Origin of the sequence: Bacillus cereus group sp. N21 (assembly GCF_016483395.1) — a bacterium.
In the GTDB taxonomy this organism is placed as follows: domain Bacteria; phylum Bacillota; class Bacilli; order Bacillales; family Bacillaceae_G; genus Bacillus_A; species Bacillus_A pseudomycoides.
Genome location: NZ_JAEHBX010000015.1, coordinates 66,792 through 92,246, shown reverse-complemented (window position 1 = coordinate 92,246; position 25,455 = coordinate 66,792). Strand labels below are relative to the sequence as shown.

Below are 25,455 nucleotides of genomic sequence, written 5' to 3'. Positions count from 1 at the left end.
TCTAATAGAAGGGGTGGTTTTCGAGATGTTAAAGATAAAGAAAACAAGTGAAACCGGAATTCATATTGTTGAGCGGTTATCGCTATGGCCAAAATGGATTGGGTATGTTGCAGGTGCGTGGTCGTTTATGTATTTCATATTAGGTTTGTATTGGGCGTTGGGAGGAAAAGGTTTTCCACTTGGGATAGGGGATCCACATTCTGAGTACTCAATGCTAGCTGGTTTGAGGCCTGAGATCGGTGCACCTATGATGGTTGGATTTGGATTAATGGGAGTCATTGTAGCTGTCCTGATGATTCTTGGCTGGGGCAAGGGACTTTTCCGAATGATGTTGCTCACGTTTGTGTATATGTTAGTAGCAATTCTATTATTTGCAGTTATCGATTACCGTATTTTGGCGACTGCGGCGTATGGAATTGTCTTTCTGGTTGGAGCGCCATTTGATTTTCCATCTGAAGCTAATTTTTTTGAACACATGATGTATGGGACGGTTATAAATCAATATATTAGTATGCTTGGATCCTTTCTATGGATTGCTACTGCTTTAGCCTACCAACGCCAAACACGAAATGCTTGTCCGTATTGTGGCCGAAATAGTAATCCTTCTAAATGGACATCACAATCCTCAGCAGCATCTTGGGGGAAATGGTGCACTTACATTGCTATTATAATTCCCATCTGTTATTCCATAACAAGATGGTGTTGGGCGATAGGCATTCCACTAGGAACGACTAAAGAATTACTTGATTCTTTTGAACGTGATTCACCTGGAATTTGGTTAATGGGTGCGTCTTTGGCAACCGTAGCGCTTGGAGGGGCAATTCTTACGCTAGGGCTTATTCAGCGATGGGGAGAAAATTTTCCGCGTTGGTTTCCATTTGTTGCTGGTAAGCGTGTACCTCTTTCATTAGCGATTATCCCGGCTTCACTGGTTTCCATTATGGTTACTTCAGCTGGTTTGATGTACATCCGAGGTTTTATTAATAAAGGGGGCCTAGATCATAGGGGATGGGCATTGGAAGGTCCAGAGTTATTATGGCCAATTTGGGGAGTGGCTCTGTTTGGCGCTACGATAGCTTACTATTATCGGAGGCGTAATAAATGTAGACACTGTGGTAGTTTGTAGTGTACTTTGCTAATCAAAAAATAGAAATAGAATAGGATTTCTCAGTAAACTTTACCATTTAATTGGTGCTAGTGAGCGCTCGCTTTTAGATAATGAATATAGGATATAGATGGGACTTACTACCTATGAATAAAAGAGCAGAAAGGGAATGTTTTTATCAGGAGGATGATTAATTCATTTTCTTTTTTATAAAAAGAGAAAATGAATTGTTTTCTGTAAGGGAGAAAAAGTTTTAAAGTAAGGAAATCTGCTTTGTGAAAAGAGTGTATGCATAATTGCATACACTCATAATAGTTATATCGAAATAATAATTGCTATGGCGATTCTTTTAGAGATAAAGGTGCTTTTCAATGAAAAATACTCCTATTAATATTTTATAAAGTTAATGTTACTTTATATTGAAATAAAGACAAAAAGCCTATGGAATAGCGGAAGAAAAAATACACCTTTACGATAAAAAATAGCTGTGTTTAAATGAGGCTACAGTATAAAACTTGAATTTAAACACAGTTATTTGTTTCATAACCTTATTAATGAATTGTGAAAAATGAATAATATTTTTGTGTAACATATGCAATCTTCTTTCTTAGTTTTATAGGGAATTGGAAGAAGATTCATGGTAGGAAATTCATTCAGTAAATAAAAGGTATGATGAATAGCTTATATGATTTAGTTTAAGTCCAAGTGGTGCTATATTTTAAATCTAATGAATCGAAAGAGGTGGATATAGTAAAATATGATTTTATTTTCTTATTAAGATAGTAGTTCTAATTTGAATCAAAAAAGTAAGGGATGAAATCGCTAATAAGGAAATATAAAAACTAATAGAGTTCATACATATTCGAAAAAGATTGAATATGTATGGAAACGTTTCCTATATTTGTCTATTACAAAGAAATAAACAGTATTAAATCTATATAAAAAAATATAATTAGTTACTAATATATTAGGAGGAGTTAAAGTGAAAAAGACTTTACTTACAGGGCTATTGGTTACGGCAGTATCTACAAGTTGCTTAACACCTATAAGTGCTTTCGCAGAAAGTAATCAATCAGAATTTAAACAAACAAGTGTTCAAAATATTACGGCTAGAAATACATTGTCAAATTCGATAAGAACTTTAGGGGCAAACACTCCTTTAATACAAGCTTACGGATTAGTTATTTTACAACAGCCAGATATTAAAGTAAGTGCTATGAGTAGTTTGACAGATTTTCAAAAGATCGCAAAAACGAATGTCCGTGAATGGGTAGATGAGTATAATCCGAAGTTAATGGATCTAAATCAAGAAATGATGAGATATAGTACAAGATTTAATAGCTATTATAGTAAATTATATGATTTAGCTGGAAAAGTGAATGAAGATGAACAAGCAAAAAATGATTTTGTAAGCGCTTTCGGTAGACTCCATAGTCAATCACAAACAATTCAAGATGACATGGAACAAACTTTACTTGAGTTAAATCGTTTTAAAGCTTTATTGGATAAAGATAATGCAAGTCTATCTCAAAAGGCTGACACAGCAATTCAATCATTAAAGGGCTCAAATGGAGATATTGTACAAATAAGAGCGGATATTAAAAGAATTCAAGAAGAGATTCAAGCGGAACTTACAAAGATTTTAAATCGACCAAATGAAATTATTAAAGGCTCAATTAATATTGGGAAACAAGTTTTTACAATTACGAATCAAACAGCTCAGACAAAAACAGTAGATTTTGTATCGATTGGATCTCTTAGCGATGAAATCGTAAATGCTGCAGATAGTCAAACAAGAGAAGCTGCGAATAGAATTCAGCAGAAGCAAAAAGAATTACTACCACTTATTCAAAAGTTATCACAATCTGAAATTCAAGTAACTGAAATTACATTTATTGAAGATCAGGTAAAAAGTTTTACGGAGCTAATTAATAGACAAATTACAACTTTGGAGTATTTGGTGAATGATTGGAAGTCAGTGAATGAAACTATGCTTCAAATGAAAGAGAATCTTGCAACAGGTGTTTCTATTGATAGTAGTACACTCCAAAAACAATTTAGTCAACTTAAAAGATTAAATGATGAGATGGCTAAACAAACGAAGCAATTTGAAGATTACGTGACAAATGTAATGGTACATTAAATTTCTTGCAGACAATACATCATAATAATTAATGATATAGGGAGAGAAGAAAAATGACAAAAAAACCTTATAAAGTAATGGCTCTATCGGCAATCATGGCAGTAGTTGCAGCAGGTAATATCCTACCAGCACATACTTATGCAGCGGAAAGCACAACAAAACCAATTCCGATTCATGCTAGTGTATCAGATGCATCGGACAAGTACTCTGAATATTCATTAGGGCCAGACGGTCTAAGAGATGCGATGGCAAGAACAGGTTCAAATGCTTTAGTAATGGACCTATATGCTTTAACAATTATCAAACAAGCTAATGTTAATTTTAATGGTATAACGACAGTTGATGATTCTTTAAAAACAAAAGTCGTTCATCATCAAGATGTTGCTAGAGGAAATGCAAATCATTGGTTGGATACAATTAAACCGCAATTGATTTCCACGAACCAAAATATTATTAATTATAATACGAAATTCCAAAACTATTATGATACGTTAGTAACAGCGGTAGATAATAAAGACAAAGCAACACTAACAAAAGGACTTACAAGATTATCTGCTAGTATTACAGAGAACAAAGAAAAAGTAGATAAGTTAGTGGCAGACCTAAAACAATTCCGAAATAAAATGACAACAGATACGCAAAACTTTAAAGGTGATGCAAATCAATTAACGTCTATTTTAGCAAGTCAAGATGCTGGAATTCCACTTATGCAAAACCAAATCACAACGTATAATGAGGCGATTGGTAAATATAACGCAATTATTATTGGATCGTCAGTTGCAACAGCTTTAGGACCAATCGCGATTATAGGTGGTGCAGTTGTAATTGCTACTGGTGCAGGGACTCCATTAGGAATTGGACTTATTGCAGGTGGAGCAGCAGCGATAGGAGGGGGAACTGCTGGAATTGTTTTAGCGAAGAAAGAACTTGATAATGCACAGGCAGAAATCCAAAAGATAACAGGACAAATTTCGCAAGCTCAATTACAGGTAGCTGGCTTAACAAATATTAAAACTCAAACTGAATATTTAACAAATACAATCGATGTAGCCATTACTGCACTGCAAAATATTTCAAATCAATGGTATACAATGGGATCAAAATATAACTCTTTACTTCAAAACGTTGAATCTATTAGCCCTAACGATCTTGTTTTCATCAAAGAGGATCTAAATATTGCTAAAGATAGCTGGAAAAATATTAAAGATTATGCTGAAAAGATTTATGCTGAGGATATTAAAGTAGTGGATACAAAAGCGTAATAAATCACTAATGCTTTATATGGAGATACTTGATAATTTTTTCGGACATATAAAGTATGGGATGCAGGTCTCCTGTTCAATTTTGAGCAGGAGATTTTTAATCTCATTATTCGTGAACAGAGAGACACAGAGAATGGTTGAGATAAAGAGAATCTCAGCTGATAGAAGTTGTACTTTATACAAAGTAGGTGGAGATATGAATAAGAGGCTTTATAAGAAAATCATGTTGTCAATGATGGTTCTTGGGGTTACGACAAGTAATATTGTACCACTGCATCCACTTGCAGCAGAACAAAAGGGGCAAATACATTCATTACAAGAAAGTAATAAAAACTATTCTCTTGGTCCTGCAGGATTCCAGGATGTAATGGCACAAACAACATCTAGTGTATTTGCAATGGATGCATATGCGAAAACAATTCGTGATCAACAAGAAACAGATTTGAGTAAAATAAGTGCAGTAAATAGTAGTCTACGAGAAAATATGATCAAGCACCAAAAAGAGGCCAAGTTGAATGCGACATACTGGTTAGATGAAATGAAACCTCAAATTTTGAAGACGGATCAAAATATTGTGGAATTTAATGATACATTCCAAGCATATTACAACAATCTATTAGCAGCTATGGACCAAAAAGACAGTGGAAAATTGAAATCTGATTTAGAAAAATTGTACAATGTTATTTTGAACAACCAGAGTGAAGTGGATAAGCTGTTAGGAAATCTAAAAACGTTTCGAAATAGAATGGCAGAAGATACAAAAAGTTTTAAGGATGATTCCAATCAATTAACCTCAATTTTAGCAAGTACGAATGCTGGAATTCCACTTTTACAACAGCAAATCAATACTTACAATGATTCAATTAAAAAAAGTAATGATATGGTTATTGCGGGAGCAGCACTTTGTGTGGCGTTAATCACTTGTCTCGCTGGTGGGCCGATGATTGCTGTCGCTAAGAAAGATATTGCAAATGCAGAACGAGAAATCGAAAACTTAAAGGCTAGAATTTCTGGGGCACAGGCGGAAGTAGCTATTTTGACTGATGTTAAAAATAAGACAATCAATATGACGGAAACAATTGATGCAGCCATTACTTCTCTTCAAAATATATCGAATCAGTGGTATACAATTGGAGCGAAGTATAATAATTTGTTGCAAAATGTAAAAGGCATCAGTCCTGAGGAGTTTACTTTTATCAAAGAAGATCTGAATACAGCTAGAGATAGTTGGCAGGATGTCAAGAATTATACAGAAAAATTACATGAAGGTGTAGTAGAATAAAGTAAGACTCTAATCAGTGGGGCGGCCTCCGCTGATTTTTTTGTTTTGGTTGAAGTTTGAAACGAGGATAAATAGAGGTTTAAGGAACTTCATATGTGTTAATTCAAGGGACCGAAAAAAGAAACTTATTGATAGAAATTTTTTTCGCCCAATAAATAAATTTGATTGAAGTTACTCTGAAAATGTTGGCTATCAATTTAGATGGTCGAATTTCCTAGAATAAAGCGGTATAATGCTTGTAAATGATAGAAAAATGTAGGAAAGGATATATAAATAGCTACTATGGATAAAGATAAACAACAATTAAGTGTTGAAGTTGCAAGATTATACTACCAATCTGATTATAGCCAACAAGAAATTGCTAATAAACTGAATATTTCCAGACCGACCATCTCAAGGCTTTTAAAATATGCGAAAGAAAAAGGATTTGTTCAAATTAACATAGCAGATCCATTTGCTGATTTAGATAATGTAGGAAATCTACTTAGAGAAAAATATAATTTATTAGAAGCGCACGTCGTATTTTCTCCGGTACCAGAGTATGCGACTATTACGGAATATATTAGTAAATATGCTGCTGAGTATATGGAGAAGACTGTTACAAATGGTGATATCGTTGGTGTGAGCTGGGGAACCACTATGTATGAAATCGCAAGAAAAATTGTGCCGCAACATGTAAAAGGGGTAGAGGTTGTTCAATTAAAAGGGGGTATTAGTCACTCAAGTGTTAATACCTATGCGAATGAAACAATCGCTTTATTTGCAGATGCATTTCAAACGATACCACGAAATCTACCGCTTCCAGTTATATTTGATAACGCAGTTACAAAGGAATTAGTGGAACAGGATAGACATATTCACCATATTATTGAAATGGGAAAACAAGCAAATATTGCAATTTTTACGGTTGGAACTGTTAGAGACGAAGCTCTATTATTTCGATTAGGCTATTTAGATAAAGAAGAGATGAGTTTATTGAAAGAACAAGCTGTTGGTGATATTTGTTCACGTTTCTTTGATGGAGCTGGTAATATTTGCAGTGAGGAAATTAATCAGCGTACAATTGGTATTGATTTAGAGGAGTTGCGCTTAAAAAAACGCTCTGTTCTTGTTGCTGGAGGTTCTAGAAAAGTAAAAGCAATAGATGGTGCGTTAAGCGGAGGATATGCAAATGTGCTGATTATAGATCAGCATACGGCGAAAGAGCTTTTAAATTATTAAAAAGGTTAAAAAAGAAGGTTTCTCAAAAGTATAAATTTGAGAAACCTTCTTTTAGTATGTGGCTGTGCAATATATGAGTTTTTCAGTAAAAAATTCATGATGAAATAATGGTTTGTATAAGAGATTTGTGAAAGGAATTTTTTAATCCCGTAAAAGTCGGATTGGTGAGGGCTGATAATCAGTGAGGGGTGAAGCCCCTTCACTGATTAAAGTTTCACTTTATAAATGAATAAATACTGTGTTTTATGAGGGAGCTGTTAATAGGGTATCCCCTTTTTTGTGTCAATTTTAAAAACTTAGTTCGCTATCTCAAAAAAATATTGAACATAATTTCAAAAGTGTGTTTACATTTGTTCAAAGTAGAGTTAGAATGAAGTTGTTAAAAGATATGAGGAGTGAAGAAAATGAACATTGCAAAGTTAATTGATCATACAGTTTTGAAACCGGATACTAAAAAAGAAGACGTTATGAAAGTTTTAGAAGAAGCAAAAAAATACAATTTCGCTTCGGTTTGTATTAATCCTACATGGGTGAAATTAGCAGCCGAAGAATTAGCAGGACATGATGTAGATGTTTGTACAGTTATTGGTTTCCCTTTAGGTGCGAATACAACTGAAACAAAAGTATTTGAAACAAAAGATGTAATTGCAAAAGGTGCAACTGAAGTTGACATGGTAATAAACGTTGGCGCTTTAAAAGATGGCGATAATGAATTCGTTGAAAAAGATATTTACGAAGTTGTACAAGCTGCAAAAGGAAAAGCACTTGTAAAAGTTATTATTGAAACATGCTTATTAACAGATGAAGAAAAAGTACGTGCTTGTGAATTATCTGTAAAAGCTGGAGCTGACTTTGTAAAAACTTCAACTGGATTCTCAACTGGTGGAGCGACTGCTGAAGATATCGCATTAATGCGTAAAACTGTTGGAGAAAATGTTGGTGTGAAAGCATCTGGTGGTGTTCGTACAAGAGAAGATGCAGAGAAAATGATTGAAGCTGGAGCTTCTAGAATCGGAGCAAGCGCTAGTGTTGCAATCGTATTAGATGACAAAAATGGTGCTTCAGATAACTACTAATTCATAAAACGTTGTAAGTAATAGATACACAAACTGCAAGGAGCATGGTGTATCTATTACTTTAACACTTGATAAATATGTAAGCGGATACGGAAAAGGAGGGGGGATTTTATGAAATATGTAATCGGTATCATAGGCTTGATCATTGTGTTAGGCATTGCATGGCTTGCTAGTAATAATAGAAGAAAAGTGAAATATCGTCCTATTATAACGATGATTGTACTTCAGTTTATTTTAGGTTTCTTACTATTAAATACAAGCATCGGGAACGTGTTAATTGCTGGGATTGCAGATGGTTTTGGACAATTGTTAAAGTATGCTGGTGATGGTGTTAATTTTGTATTTGGTGGTTTAGCAAATCAAAAAGAATTTTCATTCTTTTTAGGGGTATTAATGCCAATTGTTTTCATATCAGCTTTAATTGGTATCCTGCAACACATTAAGGTATTACCATTTATTGTGAAATATATTGGTTTAGCTTTAAGTAAAATAAATGGAATGGGGAAACTTGAATCGTATAATGCTGTAGCTTCAGCGATTCTAGGACAATCAGAAGTATTTATTTCGGTTAAGAAACAGTTAGGTTTATTATCGGAAAGAAGATTATATACATTATGTGCATCTGCAATGTCAACGGTTTCTATGTCTATAGTTGGATCATACATGGTGTTATTAAAGCCTCAATACGTTGTAACCGCTTTAGTGCTTAACTTGTTTGGTGGTTTTATTATCGCTTCTATCATTAACCCTTACGAGGTTACTGAAGAAGAAGATATGTTAGAAGTACAAGAGGAAGAGAAAAAGACCTTTTTCGAAGTATTAGGGGAGTATATAATTGATGGCTTTAAAGTTGCTATTACAGTAGCGGCTATGTTAATTGGATTTGTTGCTTTAATTGCGTTCATTAATGCAATTTTTAAAGGGGTAATTGGTATCTCATTCCAAGAAATCCTTGGCTATGTATTTGCGCCATTTGCTTTTATTATAGGTGTCCCTTGGCATGAAGCTGTTAACGCAGGTAACATCATGGCAACGAAACTTGTATCAAATGAATTTGTAGCTATGACAAATTTAGCACAAGGGAACTTTAATTTTTCAGGCAGAACAACAGCAATCATATCAGTGTTCCTTGTTTCATTCGCAAACTTCTCTTCAATCGGAATTATCGCCGGTGCTGTTAAAAGTTTGAATGAAAAACAAGGGAATGTAGTAGCAAGATTTGGTTTGAAATTACTCTTTGGTGCAACTTTAGTAAGCTTTTTATCAGCAACAATAGTTGGTTTAATATATTAAGAATTTAAGAGCTAGACGAATAAAAAATAAAAAGGATTGGTGATTCAGATGAGAATGGTAGATATTATCGCGAAAAAACGTGATGGTAAAGAATTAACAACAGAGGAGATTCAATTCTTTATCAAAGGGTATACAGATGGATCAATACCTGATTACCAAGTAAGTGCACTGGCAATGGCTATCTTTTTCAAAGACATGTCTGACCGTGAACGTGCCGATTTAACGATGGCTATGGTGCATTCTGGAGAAACAATTGATTTATCTGAGATTGAAGGAGTTAAAGTAGATAAACATTCAACTGGTGGTGTTGGTGATACAACAACATTAGTGTTAGGACCATTAGTAGCTGCTTTGGATGTACCAGTTGCAAAAATGTCTGGTCGAGGTTTAGGTCATACGGGTGGTACAATTGATAAATTAGAAGCAGTAGAAGGCTTCCATGTTGAAATTACGAAAGAGCAATTCATCGAATTAGTGAACCGTGACAAGGTTGCAATTATTGGACAAACAGGAAATTTAACGCCTGCCGATAAAAAAATATATGCACTACGTGATGTTACTGGAACAGTGAATTCAATTCCGTTAATCGCAAGTTCGATTATGAGTAAAAAGATTGCGGCTGGTGCTGATGCGATTGTTCTTGATGTTAAGACAGGTGCTGGTGCATTCATGAAAACCGAAGAGGATGCGAAAGAATTAGCACACGCAATGGTACGAATCGGAAATAATGTTGGACGTCAAACAATGGCTGTTATTTCAGACATGTCACAACCTCTTGGCTTTGCAATTGGTAATGCTCTTGAAGTACAAGAAGCGATTGATACATTAAAAGGGGAAGGTCCAGAAGATTTAACGGAATTAGTACTTGTATTAGGTAGTCAAATGGTTGTACTTGGGAAAAAAGCGAATACGTTAGAAGAAGCACGTGAAATGCTAAAAGAAGTTATGAAAAATGGAAAAGCAATTGAGAAGTTCAAGGAGTTCTTGAGTAATCAAGGTGGAGATAGCTCAATTGTAGATCATCCAGAAAAGTTACCACAAGCTAAATATGTAATTGATGTACCTGCTAAAACTTCAGGTGTAGTCTCTAACATTGTGGCAGATGAAATAGGCATTGCTGCCATGCTTCTAGGGGCAGGGCGTGCAACAAAAGAAGATGAAATAGATTTAGCTGTTGGCTTAATGCTACGTAAAAAAGTTGGTGAAGCTGTAAAAGAAGGGGAACCACTTGTTACGATTTACGCGAATCGTGAAAACGTGGAAGATGTAAAAGCTAAAATTTATGAAAACATTTCTGTATCAGAAAAGGCTGAAACTCCTAACTTAATTCATACAATTATAACTGATTAATGGTTCATAGGATTAATTTACTCTGAGGAGGAAATAACATGGATAAAAAAAGATACATTGAAGAAGCAACGAAGATGTTAGAAAAAGCTTATATTCCATATTCTAAATTTCCTGTTGGTGCAGCGTTGGTTACGAAAGAAGGTAAGATCTATACAGGTTGTAATATAGAAAATGCTTCTTACGGTCTATGTAATTGTGCTGAAAGAACGGCTATATTTAAAGCAGTATCAGAAGGGGAACGTGATTTTAGTTATTTAGTAATTACAGGTAAAACAGATGGGCCTATTTCACCATGCGGAGCTTGTAGACAAGTCATTGCAGAGTTTTGCGATCCTAAAATGCCAGTGTTATTAACAAATCTAAAAGGCGATGAAAAAGAAGTAACGGTTGAACAATTGTTACCGGGTGCATTTTCGATTGAGGATTTAATCTAATTTCAAATGAATATAAGAAAGAAGCTGTCCTAAAATTTATATGTTGGGAGAGCTTCTTTTTTTGTGTGAAGAATATGTTTTTATTTATATAACCATTGAAATTCTGTTCATGAAAGACATTTTTCTATTTGAATGGGAATTTGCTGGGGATGGATCGACCGTTTTGCAGGATTACTCTTTCTGTCTGCTTCTTATCTATTTCAAACTCGTAAACTGTCCACAAGGTTAGGTGAAGTTCTCTCTAATGGTATTGTGCATCTATAAAGAGTTCCGTACTAAATGAGGGTGGCTACGAATAAGGTTGGTAGAAGAGTAGAAGGAAGGGAGGGCTAAAATGAAACCGTATCACATTATTGGAAAAAGTATTAAACGAAAAGAAGGTGCGGATAAAGTAACGGGTAGAGCAAAATATGTGGATGACGAGATTGAGATAGGTACTTTATACGCAAAACTCTTAACAAGTGTGTATGCGCATGCTTTTATTGAAAGTATTGATATAAGGAGAGCTGAGGAAATCCCTGGTGTTCATGCTGTAATAACAGGCGCAGATTATCCTATTCTGGTCGGTTCCAGTATTGTAGATCGTCCCCCGTTAGCCTACGAAAAAGTTCGGTATTTTGGTGAGCCTATTGCACTTGTCGTAGCGGATAGCGAAGCGATTGCTAAACACGCAACAGCACAAATACGTGTTACATATAAGAAACTGCCTGTAGTTCACGCCCCGCTGCAAGCCTATTTAGAAAGGGATATACTCGTACATGAAAATATAGAACAATATGAATTGGAAGAAGAAGTATATCCAGAAGCGCATACAAACATTGCAAATAGAACGAAAATTCGTAAGGGAGATATTCGAGAAGGGTTTGTAAATAGTGAAGTTGTTGTAGAGGAAACGTTTTCTTTTCGGCAATCTGATCATACTGCAATGGAAACTCGATGTGCGAAAGTAGAAATTAAGCCAAATGGAGAGGTTATTATTCATTCTACTTCGCAAGCCCCTTTTGAAATTAAAAGATTGCTTAGTAAGACGTTTCAAATTGATGAGGAAAAAATAATTGTACATGTGCCTTTAGTTGGAGGGGCGTATGGTGGAAAAACAACGGTACAACTTGAGTATTTAGTGTATCTTGCTTCTAAAGCAGTGGGTGGGAGGCGTGTTACCCTGCGGAATAGTAGAGAAGAAGATTTTGTAACATCGCCTGTTCATATTGGTTTACAAGCAAAAGTAAAGCTTGGATGTACAAAGAATGGGAAATTGCAAGCTGCAGAGATTTTATATTTATTTGATGGCGGTGCATATGCTGATCGGGCAGTGACCATGAGTAAAGCGGCCGGATTAGACTGTACAGGTCCATACTCAATTCAGCATGTATCGTGTGATTCGCTTTGTATGTATACGAATCATCCATATGCGACATCGTTTCGTGGATATAGTCATGCCGAGTATACATTTGTAATTGAAAGAATGATAGATATATTGGCAAAGAAAGTAAATATATGTCCGCTTGAGTTTCGTATGAAAAATACAATTGAACGAGGAGATACAACACCAACACAAGTATTAGTCACAAAAAGTAATACGGGGGATATTCAGGCGTGTTTACAAAAGTTAAAATCGCTTATTAGTTGGGAAGAAGGGAATCGTATTATTTTACCAAATGGGAGGATACGGGTAAAAGGAATTAGTTGCTTTTGGAAAAATTCGACTACACCAAATAATGCTGGAGCGGGTGCGACTATAACCTTTAATGGTGATGGGAGTGTAAATGTCAATTGTGGTGCAGTGGAAATTGGACAAGGAACGAAAACAACTTTAACACAAATGGTTGCAGAAAAAATGAATATGAATGTTAAAGATGTATCTATTATGATGGAAGTCAATACACAAATAGCGCCAAAACATTGGAAAACAGCTGCCAGTCGAACGACACATCTCGTTGGAAATGCAGTTGTAAAAGCGACGGAAGATGTAATGAAGCAGTTACTAGATACGGCGGCTAATGTACTTGGAATACCAGCAGGTGAATTAACAATTGCAAACAAGACTGTATATGTAAAAACAAATCCAGATATTTACGTACCATTTTCAAAAATTGTTTTTGGATATGTTGATTCGAGTGGGAATGTAGCAGGGGCGCAAATAATCGGAAGAGGTACATATATCTTTGAAGGAATAACAAAGATTGATTATGAAACAGGAAAAGGGCAACAAGGACCAGAGTGGGGAGTGGGAGCACAGGCAATAGAGGTTGAATTTGATCCACAATTATATACGTATAAATTAATTAAAGCAGTAACGGTTGCAGATGCTGGAAGGATTTTGAATAGAAAAGGAGCAGAAACACAAATTATAGGGGCTATGAGTATGGGATTAAGTTTTGCGACGAGAGAAACATTTCACTATGACTTGTATGGGAGAGTTCTTAATAATCAGTTTCGTTCTTATAAAGTGATGCATTATGGGCAACACCCAAAATACATTGCTGAATTTGTAGAAGTACCGCATGATCAAGCTGCATTTGGGTCTAGAGGGCTTGGTGAGCATGGAATTATCGGTATGCCAGCTGCTTTAGCGAATGCGTTATCTATTGCGGCTAGTATTTCACTTCGTCAATTACCTATTAATCCTGAATTGATTTGGAAAGTAAAACAAGCGGAGGAGAATGGTGTATATGATACCATTTGACTTTGAATATTATCGTCCAAATTGTATCGAAGAAGCAATCCGATTATTTCATCAGCTGGATAAAGAGGGAAAAAGGCCTATTTATTATGGAGGAGGCACTGAAATTATTACAATGGGGCGTTTGCAACAAATAATTGCGAAAGCGGTCATTGATTTGAAAGATATTCCCGAAGGTAATATTTGTGCATGGAATAACCAAAAGCTTATTCTTGGAGCTACATTAACATTAACACAAGTTCAAGAGGAAAAAGTATTCCCCCTTCTTGGAGAGACTGCCGGAAGAGCTGCAGATCACACAGCAAGAAATAAAATTACGCTTGGTGGCAATATTGCAGGGAAAATTATATATAGAGAAGCAGTACTCCCTTTTTTACTAGCTGATAGTACATTTGTTATTGCAGGAAAAGAAGGTGTAAAGTATATCAAGGCACAGCAAGCGTTTATTGAGAAGTTACAATTGCAAAAAGGTGAGTTTCTCATACAAATTATCACCGATCAAAAATATATAGAATCTCCCTATTACAGTGTAAAAAAAAGGCAATTAGAGAAAATTGATTACCCACTTGTAACAGTTGCTGCGTTAAAAAGTGATGAAAACATTCGAATTGCATTTAGTGGATTGTGTGCCTTTCCATTTCGGTCGCTCGCAATGGAGGCAGTGTTAAACGATTGGGATATTCCAGTAAGGAAGAGAATTGAGCGCGCCCTTCTTTATATTTCCACACCTATATTAGATGATATACGAGGTTCGCGTGCTTATCGTATGTTTGTTTTGCAACATGTGCTTTATGATGTGCTGATGAAGCTGGAAGGGGTGAAATAATGGGAAAGGGGCAATTTATTCTTCATGTGAATGGGGAAGGTAGAGAAGTGATTGTCAGAATGGCAGATACGCTATTATATACATTACGACATCAACTCGATCTAACAGGAGCTAAGCCGGGATGTGAAAACGGTGATTGCGGTGCTTGTACAGTTCTTGTTGAAGGAATACCCATTAAGTCTTGTATTATGTTAGCTGTGGAAGCGATTGGTAAGCGGATTACAACGATTGAAGGCTTACGGGAAACGCGTATTCAGCAAGCTTTTGAAGATAAATGGGCTTTTCAGTGTGGGTATTGTACGCCTGGGTTTATTATAAATTGTCATGCGCTCGTTACACAAAAAATGGATGTGGATGATTCAGTTATTGAAGAATGGTTAAGTTCTAATATTTGCCGGTGCACAAGTTATCAAGAGATTGAAGAAGCTGTGAAATCTGTCTTACAAAAACAACGGGAGCATCAATGATGACTTCTGTTCATACTGTACTAGAAGCACTACTATCTTGTGAACAACGATGTGCTTTAGCGACGATTATTCATGTAGAAGGATCTGCATATTGTAAAGAAGGAACAATCATGCTTTTTGGTGAAGATGGAACGAAAGTCGGAATGTTAAGTGCAGGTTGTTTAGAAGAAGAGGTTTCTGTTTATGCAGCTGAAGTAATAGAGAATCAAACTTGGTCTATCCATCAGTTTAATACAAAAGCAGAAGATGATTTATCTTGGGGAATGGGATGCAACGGCATCATTCGTATATTAGTTGAGCATATAGATGAGGAGTACAAAGCTTTTTTGCAAACACTATATGAATATCTTAAGAAGGGTATTTCAGTTCGAATGATAAAGAACCTTTCTTCATTACAGACTTTGTTTGTAAGTGAGAATGGTGACATGTTTGGGAATGAAGAAGCTTTATTTTCAACTCATTCCTTACATGGTTTATACGGTAAATGGTTTTATCAACACTTTGCACCAAAGCCACGACTCTTTATTTTTGGAGCGGGGGAGGATGCGAAACCTCTTGTTCGGTTTGCAAAAGAAGTAAACTTTTTTGTAACAGTTTGTGATTGGCGTGAATCGTTATGTAATTCTTTACATTTTCCGAGTGCAGATGTTTGTATGAATGGGTTTCCGAAAGAGATTGTACCACGACTTCTATTAAGAGAAGAAGATTTTGTTGTGATTATGACTCACCATTTTCAACGCGATCAGCAATTGGTTGAACTGTTATTGAAACAATGTGTTCGCTATATTGGTATTTTAGGTCCACGTCACCGCACTGCTCGTCTATTAGAAGGAAAGGCGATACCAAAAAATGTTCATTCTCCGGTAGGGCTTGCAATTGGTGGAAAAGGGCCAACTGAAATAGCGATTAGTATCATAGCTGAAATCATCCAAGAATTAAGGGGGAAGTAAAATAAAGATTGCAGGGATATATTTAGCTGCTGGAAACAGTCGAAGGATGGGGCCAGGAATAAATAAATTATACTTACCATTACAGGGGAAACCACTTGGAAACATAGCGTTACAAGCGGCATTTTCTTCAAGGCTCTCTCATATTATTGTTGTTACAAATGACCCCACGTGGATATTAAAGAGGATGTGCCGTGAAAATGTGTATATTCTTTCTTGTCCAAACGCTGATAAGGGACAGTCATATTCTCTTCAGTGTGGTGTTAAAATGGCGAAAAAAATAAATGTAGATGCAGTGGTTGTTCTTTTGGCGGATCAACCATTCGTTACAGCTGAATTTATTAATAAGATAATGGATTGCTATGAGCAAAATAAAAACATTCATTTTGTAGCAGCGAGTTATAGGGGAGTAAGGCAACCTCCTGTTTTATTTACAAAGAAAGTGTTTCCGTTTTTTAAAGCGTTGAAAGGGGATGAAGGAGCACGTGCAATTTTTATGAAGCCTACGATAAATGGAATTTCATTGTTGTCTCAAAATGACAAAATATTTTTTGATATCGATACATGGGAAAAATATCAACAGGTGAAACAAAAATATGCGGATTGATATGGTGTTTGAATTACAATGTAGTAGACATAGAACTATGTCAAAAAGAGCCGGAATTTCTCAATATAGAAATTTGGCTCTTTTTACGTTGATATTATTTTGTAAAATTGGTCGTTTGAATCGATTTTGGATCTCAATTTGTAAGGTTCATACGATTTTGTGCATGCTGTAAAGCAAGTGGAGTAACGTTCTCCCCGTTAGGATCTACAATCGTTGTATTTAATAAAATGGAATCTAAACTTCCGCGAAATTCTGTCATATAGTGTTGTCTTAACATTTGTTGTTCCTGTTTTTCAGTTTTTTTTAGTCCGGAAGCTTTTTCTTTTTTTGCTAATTCATTAATGCGAAATAATATATTTTTCATGTTGTTCACCTCTTTTAACTATAAATTAGTAACTCACTAATTTATAATGAGTTTGATATTTCTTTTTGATTATGTCAATAGTTGTAAATGAAAAAGACACTCCTTTTTTAAAAAAGGTGTCTAACTAGATTACATTAGGTTTATCCATCATTTTTATAAATGATTTCTATTAAAATAATTCATTTTATTTATTTGCATTCTAAATATATAATAGCGATTAGGTGAGTGCACAGGAACAGCTATTTAATTGTCCTTCTTTTCGGAATGCTATTTGTGCATAAACCGTTCGATTTAATAAGTCGTTTAGATAGTTAATCAATGATTTTTTAGGGAATCGCTCAAGCTCGCAGAATAGAAAATATATGAGATTGTTACTAAAACCAACTAATTTCATGAGAATGATTATTTTTATTGGTGTCTCGGTGAACAATGGACTGCATTTCTGCGTAAGAGAAAACTATGTAACCTACATATTAACTTTTTCATTATTATGAAGATATGGTTATAACAAGAAAAACATCTGGAAATTATATTTTAGCTTTATATAAAACAAAAGAATGATCGTACAACAGGAGGAGTAAGTATGGAGCTGCGCCATTTGAAAACTTTTATTATTGTAGCGGAAAGCGGTGGCTTTACACGGGCTGGAGAACAACTTGGGTATACGCAATCGACAATTACTAATCATATTCGATCATTAGAAGAAGAGATTGGAAATCCATTATTTGATCGTCTTGGAAAAAAGGTAATTTTAACTGATGTAGGGGAGCATATGCTTTCTTATGCGCATAAAATATTGGAATTATCAAATGAAGCATTGGAATCATCTCAAATGAACGGGAAATTTTCAGGGACAATACGCATTGGAGCGAATGAGTCTTTAATGATTTATCGATTACCTGCTGTTTTATATGAATTTAAAAGGAAGTATCCGCAAGTACATATCATTTTACAACCATCAGAGAGTCAAGAATTGCACAATGAGCTAAAATCAGGAAAATTTGATTTCGCTTTATTTACACATCCGGAGCAACTAGGTACAGACATTGTTACTCATTCTCTTGTTCAAGAGAAGATTGTGCTTATTGCTCCGCCCAAACATCCACTAACAAAAAAGGTGAGCGTTAGTCCTGCTGATTTAGAAGGAGAAATGTTGTTGCTTACAGAGCCAGGGAGTTACCGAGATTTGTTAGAAAGACGGATTAAAGAAGATGGTATTAATTGTTCTCATATTCATTTTTGGAGTATTGAAGCGATTAAGCAAACCGTTATGTGTGGGCTAGGGATATCTTATTTACCGTTTATAACGGTAAAGGAAGAAATCGAGCAAGGCAAGCTAAGTGTACTACCATGGACGTATAGTGAAGATTTCGTTACAACGGAATTGGCATATCATAAAAGCAAATGGTTAACTCCTGCAATGAAGAAATTAATTGAAATGATAGAAAAGCATGCAGAGAAATGGAAAGAATTCGCTTGATTCTCTGATCTGAAAGTAGGCTGGAAACTATATATTGGGGGAAAAGTAATGAATGAAAGAGTAATAAATGAAAGAGTGAAAGAAGTAGCGCTTGTCGTAATAGGATCATTATTGTTTGCGATTGGGATTAACTTTTTTGCTATTCCAAATCGGTTATCTGAAGGTGGAGTTATTGGGCTTACAGTTATTACATATTATTTGTTTGAATGGTCACCAGGTACTGTAAACCTTTTAATAAATGCAGTATTACTTGCAATTGGGTATAAGTTTTTTGATAGAAAGACAATGGTGTATACAATACTTGGTATTGTCTCTTCATCTTTCTTTTTATATATCACAGAAGATATAGCGACTCCGGTAAATCATGATACATTGTTAGCAGCTCTATTTGCGGGTGTTTTCGTTGGTGTTGGTTTAGGATTTATGTTCCGTGCAGGTGGTACATCAGGTGGATCTGCAATCATAGCACAATTAGCAAACCAATATTTAGGTTGGAGTGTTGGAAAAGGTGTATTAATTATTGATATCGTCGTTATTGCAGGTTCAGTATTTATTATTGGGCAGGAAAAAGCGATGTATACGCTGGTAGCGGTATTTATCGGTGCAAAGGTTATTGATTTTATTGTAGAAGGATTGAATACAAAGACTGCTGTAACAATTATTTCAAACTATCCAGACATGATCAGAGAATCCATTATGAAGAGTATGACACGAGGTGTAACAGTACTAGATGGGAAAGGTGGTTACACAGGAAATAACAAAGAAGTATTATATGTTGTCATCAATAAACAAGAGCTCATTCAATTAAAGAAAGTCGTGAGCCAAAAAGATGAAAATGCATTCGTTGTCATTCACGATGTACGTGATGTATTAGGTGGTGGTTTTAAAGCGAGTTAAAAAAGCTGGTCTTCAAATTTTGAGGACCAGCTTTTTGTTTAAGGAGGTAAAAAAATAATCATTAGTTTATAGTTTTAAGAAACAACGTCATAACAAATACGATAAAAAAAACGAAACACTATAATATATAAGGGTTTCGTTTTTATTTTGAGTATCGTTTGAATGCAGCATAATCTATGCTGTTGTATTCATTGGTTCAATGTCAAAAGAAATTTCTTTAGCTGCTTCTAAAGCTATTCTTTTAGCTTCTTGTTTAGAAAATGATGCTGCTAAAACGTAGCCGCACCGACCCCCCATTGATTTAGGAGGTTTTAGGATACTTCCCTTTTTAGGTTTTATATATACTTCTTCTACACCAGGATATTTAGAGCTACGCTTTTTTCCTGTAACTCGAATTAATTTCCCTCTATAAGCGACTGTTAAGTAGTGCGTATACACATATTTATAATGTTTTTTATTCAGTGAAGGTTTATTTCCTAACATTAACTGAATCGTTTCCTGTACTAAGTTGATTCCATGACCAACTTCAATCATACGATTCATAGCTCCGCCTGATATCCTTGGGTTTATCTCAATTAACTTCCAAATACCATTTACTCTGCGGAGCTCCAGATGACAAGCACCATTTTTTATATCAAAAGCATGTACAACAGAATGAATAGCGTTAAGAAGACTATAATGTAGTTTAGTGTCTAATTGTCCTAACAAAGAATAACCAGTGACGATAAAACGTTCAAAAAATGTAATTTCTTGTTCAATCACTGCAATAATATGAACCTTTTTATTGTGAACTAAAACTTCAACTAAGTACTGAGGTCCATCTACATATTCTTCAAGTAGAATTTCTTCATTAGGTCGTTTTTTTAAAAGGGTTTGCATAGATGAAATTAATTGATCTCTATCCTTTGCCAACAATACATCTTTTGATCCTGCTGATTCAGGGGATTTAACGACAAGAGGAAATTTCATCTCTACAGTTTTAAGAAAAGATGATAAGGATTCTGTTGGTTTGTAAATTAAATAATTGAGTGAAATCGGTAAATTCTTAAGCACGTTACGGGTCAATATTTTATTTTCCATATGATAAATTGCGTCAGTAGATATCATACTTTTACAGAACTTCTCAGACAAACATGCAGCGACATAAACAAAATAATCAATAAAACTAAAAATTCCTTTTATATTTTTCCCTGTTTTTTTTAGATTGTGGATTACTGTAATTAAATTATCATAATCATTTATATCGGTAAATATCATCTGATGTACATCCGGAAATTCACTTCGTTCTTCAAGAAATCTTTTTTGGTCTGTTAACAAAACCGTAAAGAAATTAAGTTTCTCTGCTGCTTTAATTGCTTCCCTACTCGATCCAGATTTATTTGTTTCAATAAAAACAATAGTATTCATAATCTTACCCCACCCTATCTTTACTTGTTTTTATAAAATAAGCTCTGTTATCTATATAAATAGAATATAAAAATGGGACAAAGGTTGTTCTTAATCTTTTGGAAATTGGTTAAATGTGGAAAGGATATGAATATATATAAGTTGAATTTGATCTGTATGTTGAAAAAGAACTTTAGAAAGAGGGGAAGGGAACCAATATGACTATAATTGGTATGCTTCATCATCGAGAAGATCCAAGAAACGTAAGGAGAGCATATGCTTGTGCCGCTGTAGCAAAAGCTGAAGGTGTCAACTTCTTTTACTTTACCCCAGGGAAAGTAAAAATAGAAAATCAAACGATTTTAGGAAAAATCTATGAAAACGGCGAGTGGATTGAAAAAGAATTTTCTTTTCCCGATGTCATTTATAATGCAAGCGCTCCTGTTAGTGATAAAACTGAGAAAATCTTTGATTATCTATACGATAGGATTCCATTCACAAGTCATTCAATTGGAGATAAATTAAGTGTATATAACAGAATTAAAAAAGCAAAAGAGTTTGAACAATATCTTATTCCTTTTTATGAATTAACTAATGCTAGGAAGTTTTTTGACATGATTAAGCGCTATAAAAAAGTTATTATCAAACCGATGTCTGGGCATCAAGGTGGGGGCATCGTTTTTATTGAAAAATATGGGGTAGAGCATTACAAAATGAATGAGGCAGGGCAAGTCTCATCTATTAATGAAAAACAATTGTTAGACTTTATATCTCATAAAATACAAGAACAAGATTACCTAGTTCAACAATTTATTTCATGTCAAATGAAAACTGGTCATGTTTATGATTTCAGGCTGCATGTTCAAAGAAACGGAGAAGGAAAATGGGTCATTACTTCAATTTTTCCAAGGATACGTCCATTGGGAAGCATTGTATCAAATATGGGTAGTGGTGGTTATAGCACGTATCTAGAAATTTTTTTAAAAACAGAGTTTGATGACAACTGGTACAATATTCAAAGGTATTTGGAGCGGTTTGCAGTAAGCTTTGTTAACCATTTTGATTCTTTATATGACAGTGTATCATTTGATGAATTAGGAATTGATGTTGGGATTGATGAGGACCAAAAATTGTGGTTGTTTGAAGTAAATTGGAGACCAGGTGCACCTAATATATTTAATCTTGAATTAGATGTAGTTAGAAATACGATTCACTATGCTAGATATTTAGCCAATAAATACAAACAAAATAGAGGATAAAAACAAGGGAAACGATAGGCAGATGCTTTTAAAAAAATCAATATTAGTGAAGAGATGATTGAGAATGTACTACATGGAAATCTATACAGTGGGATTGCAACGTATCCCAATCGTTTATTTGCTACTGGCTTTTTTGATAATATGGTATTGAACAGTATTGGAGTCCCTATTCAAAACAATGATCAACGATATACACTATTTTTTTGTTAATAACTGTATAAAATTTCTGATTAATTGTTAAAAGGTTAGGAACTTCAAGCACTATGGTAACTATTAATTGTCTTTATTATTATAAGATCAATGCAATTTTGATCATTTTTTATTTTTTTGTTTTTAAGGAAAAATATATATAAATAGGGGGCATGCAAAAACAAATTTTAGTGTAGAGTTGAAATAAAGTTAATATGCTTAAAATAAAGCCCCGGTGTTTGTAAAAAAGTTGCATGGTTTCATCCCTTTAGGTTCGAATATCTAAAGGGATGTTCTTATATCTAAGGGAAAAGGAACGGGTTCTCCGCAAAAGATGGTTTATTTGCATGGTTTTTCTTTGGATCTCCCGCACCCTATATGAATTCCATATCTTTATTAAATCTATGGTTTATATAGTCTCCTATTGTGAAGGTGTGAAGGTTAAGCGTATAATATTATAGGTCTAAAAAATATAAGATAAATTGTGAATGATAAAAATGATAGATATTTTTCATCACTTATAAAACAGAGATAAAATGAAAGTAGCATTGGAATTTAGATAGGGAGTTATAAAATGAAATTAATCATAGCCGAGAAACCAGATCAAGGTTTGGCCCTTGTTTCTCAATTTAAATATCGCCGAAAAGACGGCTATTTAGAAGTAGAAGCAAATGAGTTATTTCCAAATGGAGCTTACTGTACATGGGCAATTGGTCATTTGACGCAGTTATGTAATCCGGAACATTATCACGCTGAGTGGAAAAAGTGGTCACTCGATACATTACCAATGATTCCGGAACGTTTTCAATTTGAAGTTACAAAATCAAAGTATAAGCAATTTAATGTTGTGAAACAGCTGTTACATAATCCGCAAGTGACGGGAATTATTCATGCAGGCGATGCGGGGCGTGAAGGGGAATTAATTGTACGAAATATTATCAATCTTTGTAACGTGCAAAAACCGATGAAACGTCTATGGATCTCCTCCTTAACGAAGCAAGCGATTTATCAAGGATTTAAAAATTTACTTGATGAAGCAGATACAATCAATACGTACTATGAAGCATACACACGATCATGTGCCGACTGGGTGGTTGGGATGAATGCATCGCGTGTCTTTAGTATTTTGCTAAAGAAAAAAGGAATGAATGATGTGTTTTCGGCTGGTCGTGTACAAACGCCGACATTAGCTTTAATTGTGAAACGTGAAAAAGAAATAGAAAACTTTAAATCAGAGCCGTTTTGGGAAGTGTTTGCAACTTTTAATATAGAAGGAAAGAAATATGAAGGGAAATGGGAGAAAGATAATGAGTCCCGTTTAAAAGACCCTGATATGGCAAATAAAATTGCAGCATTTTGCCAAAATAAACCGGCTGAAGTAAAAGAAATGAAAACGGAGCGGAAGGAGTTTCAACCACCGTTTTTATTTAACTTATCATCACTGCAAGCAACAGCGAATAAAGCATTTAAGTTTTCACCAAAAAAGACTCTTGATATTACACAAGCATTGTATCAAAAAGGTATTGTGTCTTACCCACGTTCGGATTCTAACTATGTAACACAAGGAGAAGCAGCAACGTTCCCTGACATCTTACAAAAATTAAGCCAGTTTGAAGAATATAAAGAGTTATTACCAGCGCCGATTGAGTCCATTATGAATAATAAGCGATATGTGAATGAGAAAAAGGTTACAGATCACTATGCAATTATTCCAACAGAACAAGCGACAAATCCAAATAAACTATCTGGCGATGAAAAGAAAATTTACGATATGATTGTAAGGCGTCTTATTGCGGCTCATTATGAAGTTGCGATCTTTGACTATACAACAATTACAACACTTGTTGATAGCCGTGCTGAATTTATTTCAAAAGGGAAACAGCAAATTCAAGAAGGGTGGCGCAAAGTTATTTTCCAAGATGATAAAGAAGATGAAACCATTCTTCCAATCGTAGCAGAAGGCGAGCAAGGGAAAGTTGTAACGGTGAAAGTGAAAGAAGGAAAAACACAGCCACCAAAGCGTTATACAGAAGGGCAGCTTATTACGCTAATGAAGACAGCTGGGAAATATTTAGAAAATGAAGAGCTAGAGAAAGTATTAAAAAAGACAGAAGGGTTAGGGACAGAGGCAACCCGTGCAGGCATCATTACAATGCTGAAAGATCGTAAGTATATTGATGTGAAGAAAAATCAAGTGTATGCAACAGATAAAGGAAAAGTATTAATTACCGCAATTGGTGATAAAATTTTAGCTTCTCCAGAAATGACTGCGAAGTGGGAGCAGCGTCTTGCTGAAATTGGGGAAGGCATAGCTTCTCCAGCAACCTTTATGGAACAAACGAAAAAGCTATCAGCGAAAATTATTGAAGATGCGATTGAAATGTCTGAGAAGTGGGACTTTACTGGATTACATGTTGAATCGATTGAACGTAAAGAATCGAAGTTTACAACAGGTAAAAAAGTAGGGAAATGTAAAAAATGTGATGGTGATATAATCGATAAATCAACTTTTTATGGGTGCTCGAACTATAATACAACACAATGTGATTTCACGATTTCAAAAAAAATATTAGGGAAAACAATATCGCAAAAGAATATGACTAAGTTATTAAAAGGTGAACAAACAGATTTAATTAAAGGTTTTAAGAAGAATGATAAAACTTTTGATGCGAAATTAGAGTGGAAAGAGAATAAAATCAATTTTGTGTTTGAGAAGTGAGAGTTGTCAGCTAATAAAAAAGTTCTTTACTAGGTAAAAAGGTTCTGTAGCAAGATGGAGTGCTTTTTTTCGTATATCTTGCGTCAAGACAATATAAGCCATTCAGAATAAGAATAACTATACAAAGGTTTTATTTGGGGAATTAATGTTCACGAATTAAAAAGGTATTTAACAAATAATAAAGCCATTTAAAAAATAATAAAATAGCATTGCACGTTGATTCTAATATAAAACAACGTGTGATATGAAGTATAACTTTGCATAAAATGCAGATGTATGCTTTCTTTTTGTTGTACAAAGATATGTTTCATCAAAGTTTGCTAATTCAAATTATGATTATAAAAAAGCTGGAGGATTTTTTATAAGAAATCCTTTAGCTTAATAAATAACCGTGTATTTAAAATTAAGTTACATTTATTTTTTTATGTGAGCTAATACTTATTATTAAGTGAACTTTTATTGCGA

Annotated in this window: 20 protein-coding genes; 18 read left to right on the top strand and 2 right to left on the bottom strand. The window is 34.6% G+C overall.

Annotation, left to right across the window (positions count from 1 at the left end):
* Positions 1–25 precede the first annotated feature (25 nt).
* The 14 genes from JDS96_RS11325 (at position 26) to JDS96_RS11260 (ending at position 16,696) form a co-directional block, all read left to right on the top strand.
* The gene (locus tag JDS96_RS11325) at positions 26–1,126 is read left to right on the top strand and encodes a hypothetical protein (protein WP_097787397.1); all 1,101 of its coding nucleotides are present in this window, start codon (positions 26–28) and stop codon (positions 1,124–1,126) included.
* A 961-nt stretch (positions 1,127–2,087) separates the two neighbouring features.
* The gene (gene nheA, locus JDS96_RS11320) at positions 2,088–3,248 is read left to right on the top strand and encodes a non-hemolytic enterotoxin subunit A (RefSeq protein WP_003196831.1); all 1,161 of its coding nucleotides are present in this window, start codon (positions 2,088–2,090) and stop codon (positions 3,246–3,248) included.
* A 53-nt stretch (positions 3,249–3,301) separates the two neighbouring features.
* Positions 3,302–4,510: a non-hemolytic enterotoxin subunit B gene (gene nheB / locus JDS96_RS11315; protein ID WP_006094514.1), complete on the top strand. Its 1,209-nt coding sequence runs from the start codon at positions 3,302–3,304 to the stop codon at positions 4,508–4,510.
* A 196-nt stretch (positions 4,511–4,706) separates the two neighbouring features.
* A complete protein-coding gene (gene nheC, locus JDS96_RS11310) occupies positions 4,707–5,792 on the top strand; it encodes a non-hemolytic enterotoxin subunit C (RefSeq protein ID WP_033797946.1) in 1,086 nt (361 codons plus the stop codon).
* Positions 5,793–6,074: 282 nt separating this feature from the next.
* Positions 6,075–7,013 (top strand): sugar-binding transcriptional regulator, encoded by a 939-nt coding sequence (locus JDS96_RS11305; RefSeq protein WP_199666811.1) that lies wholly within the window; start codon positions 6,075–6,077, stop codon positions 7,011–7,013.
* A 404-nt stretch (positions 7,014–7,417) separates the two neighbouring features.
* Entirely contained in the window at positions 7,418–8,089 is a 672-nt protein-coding gene (gene deoC, locus JDS96_RS11300) for a deoxyribose-phosphate aldolase (protein WP_018765387.1), read from the top strand.
* 111 nt (positions 8,090–8,200) lie between these two features.
* Positions 8,201–9,382 (top strand): NupC/NupG family nucleoside CNT transporter, encoded by a 1,182-nt coding sequence (locus tag JDS96_RS11295; protein WP_003196842.1) that lies wholly within the window; start codon positions 8,201–8,203, stop codon positions 9,380–9,382.
* Positions 9,383–9,430: 48 nt separating this feature from the next.
* Positions 9,431–10,732 carry a pyrimidine-nucleoside phosphorylase gene (locus tag JDS96_RS11290; RefSeq protein WP_006094518.1) on the top strand — a complete coding sequence of 434 codons (1,302 nt, stop codon included), beginning with the start codon at positions 9,431–9,433 and terminating at the stop codon, positions 10,730–10,732.
* Positions 10,733–10,770: 38 nt separating this feature from the next.
* The gene (locus JDS96_RS11285) at positions 10,771–11,166 is read left to right on the top strand and encodes a cytidine deaminase (protein ID WP_003206815.1); all 396 of its coding nucleotides are present in this window, start codon (positions 10,771–10,773) and stop codon (positions 11,164–11,166) included.
* Positions 11,167–11,500: 334 nt separating this feature from the next.
* A complete protein-coding gene (locus tag JDS96_RS11280) occupies positions 11,501–13,852 on the top strand; it encodes a xanthine dehydrogenase family protein molybdopterin-binding subunit (protein ID WP_199666810.1) in 2,352 nt (783 codons plus the stop codon).
* Positions 13,839–14,675, top strand: a complete 837-nt coding sequence (locus JDS96_RS11275) for an FAD binding domain-containing protein (RefSeq protein WP_199666809.1) — start codon at positions 13,839–13,841, stop codon at positions 14,673–14,675. The genes JDS96_RS11280 and JDS96_RS11275 overlap by 14 nt, the downstream gene beginning before the upstream one ends.
* Positions 14,675–15,142, top strand: coding sequence for a (2Fe-2S)-binding protein (locus JDS96_RS11270; protein ID WP_199666808.1), 468 nt, complete (start codon positions 14,675–14,677; stop codon positions 15,140–15,142). Before JDS96_RS11275 ends, JDS96_RS11270 begins: the two co-directional genes overlap by 1 nt.
* Complete coding sequence (locus JDS96_RS11265) at positions 15,142–16,092, top strand: XdhC family protein (protein ID WP_199666807.1); 951 nt, start codon at positions 15,142–15,144, stop codon at positions 16,090–16,092. The genes JDS96_RS11270 and JDS96_RS11265 overlap by 1 nt, the downstream gene beginning before the upstream one ends.
* A 1-nt stretch (position 16,093) precedes the next feature.
* Positions 16,094–16,696: a nucleotidyltransferase family protein gene (locus JDS96_RS11260; protein WP_078211539.1), complete on the top strand. Its 603-nt coding sequence runs from the start codon at positions 16,094–16,096 to the stop codon at positions 16,694–16,696.
* A gap of 133 nt (positions 16,697–16,829) precedes the next feature.
* Here the strand turns inward: JDS96_RS11260 and JDS96_RS11255 are convergent, their stop codons facing one another.
* Positions 16,830–17,060 (bottom strand): DUF896 domain-containing protein, encoded by a 231-nt coding sequence (locus tag JDS96_RS11255; protein WP_018765396.1) that lies wholly within the window; start codon positions 17,058–17,060, stop codon positions 16,830–16,832.
* A gap of 583 nt (positions 17,061–17,643) precedes the next feature.
* Between JDS96_RS11255 and JDS96_RS11250 the strand changes: the two genes are divergently transcribed.
* On the top strand, positions 17,644–18,540 hold the full coding sequence (locus JDS96_RS11250; RefSeq protein WP_003196862.1) for a LysR family transcriptional regulator: 897 nt from the start codon (positions 17,644–17,646) through the stop codon (positions 18,538–18,540).
* A 48-nt stretch (positions 18,541–18,588) separates the two neighbouring features.
* Positions 18,589–19,437 carry a YitT family protein gene (locus JDS96_RS11245; protein WP_003196864.1) on the top strand — a complete coding sequence of 283 codons (849 nt, stop codon included), beginning with the start codon at positions 18,589–18,591 and terminating at the stop codon, positions 19,435–19,437.
* Between the two features lie 174 nt (positions 19,438–19,611).
* Here JDS96_RS11245 and JDS96_RS11240 read toward each other — a convergent pair whose 3' ends face one another.
* The gene (locus JDS96_RS11240; protein ID WP_199666806.1) at positions 19,612–20,844 is read right to left on the bottom strand and encodes an ATP-grasp domain-containing protein; all 1,233 of its coding nucleotides are present in this window, start codon (positions 20,842–20,844) and stop codon (positions 19,612–19,614) included.
* Positions 20,845–21,041: 197 nt separating this feature from the next.
* On the opposite strand from JDS96_RS11240, the gene JDS96_RS11235 reads away from it, so the two are divergent.
* Both JDS96_RS11235 and topB read left to right on the top strand, forming a co-directional pair.
* Positions 21,042–22,082 (top strand): YheC/YheD family endospore coat-associated protein, encoded by a 1,041-nt coding sequence (locus JDS96_RS11235; RefSeq protein ID WP_199666805.1) that lies wholly within the window; start codon positions 21,042–21,044, stop codon positions 22,080–22,082.
* Positions 22,083–22,845: 763 nt separating this feature from the next.
* The gene (gene topB, locus JDS96_RS11230; protein WP_098803418.1) at positions 22,846–24,990 is read left to right on the top strand and encodes a DNA topoisomerase III; all 2,145 of its coding nucleotides are present in this window, start codon (positions 22,846–22,848) and stop codon (positions 24,988–24,990) included.
* Positions 24,991–25,455 lie beyond the last annotated feature (465 nt).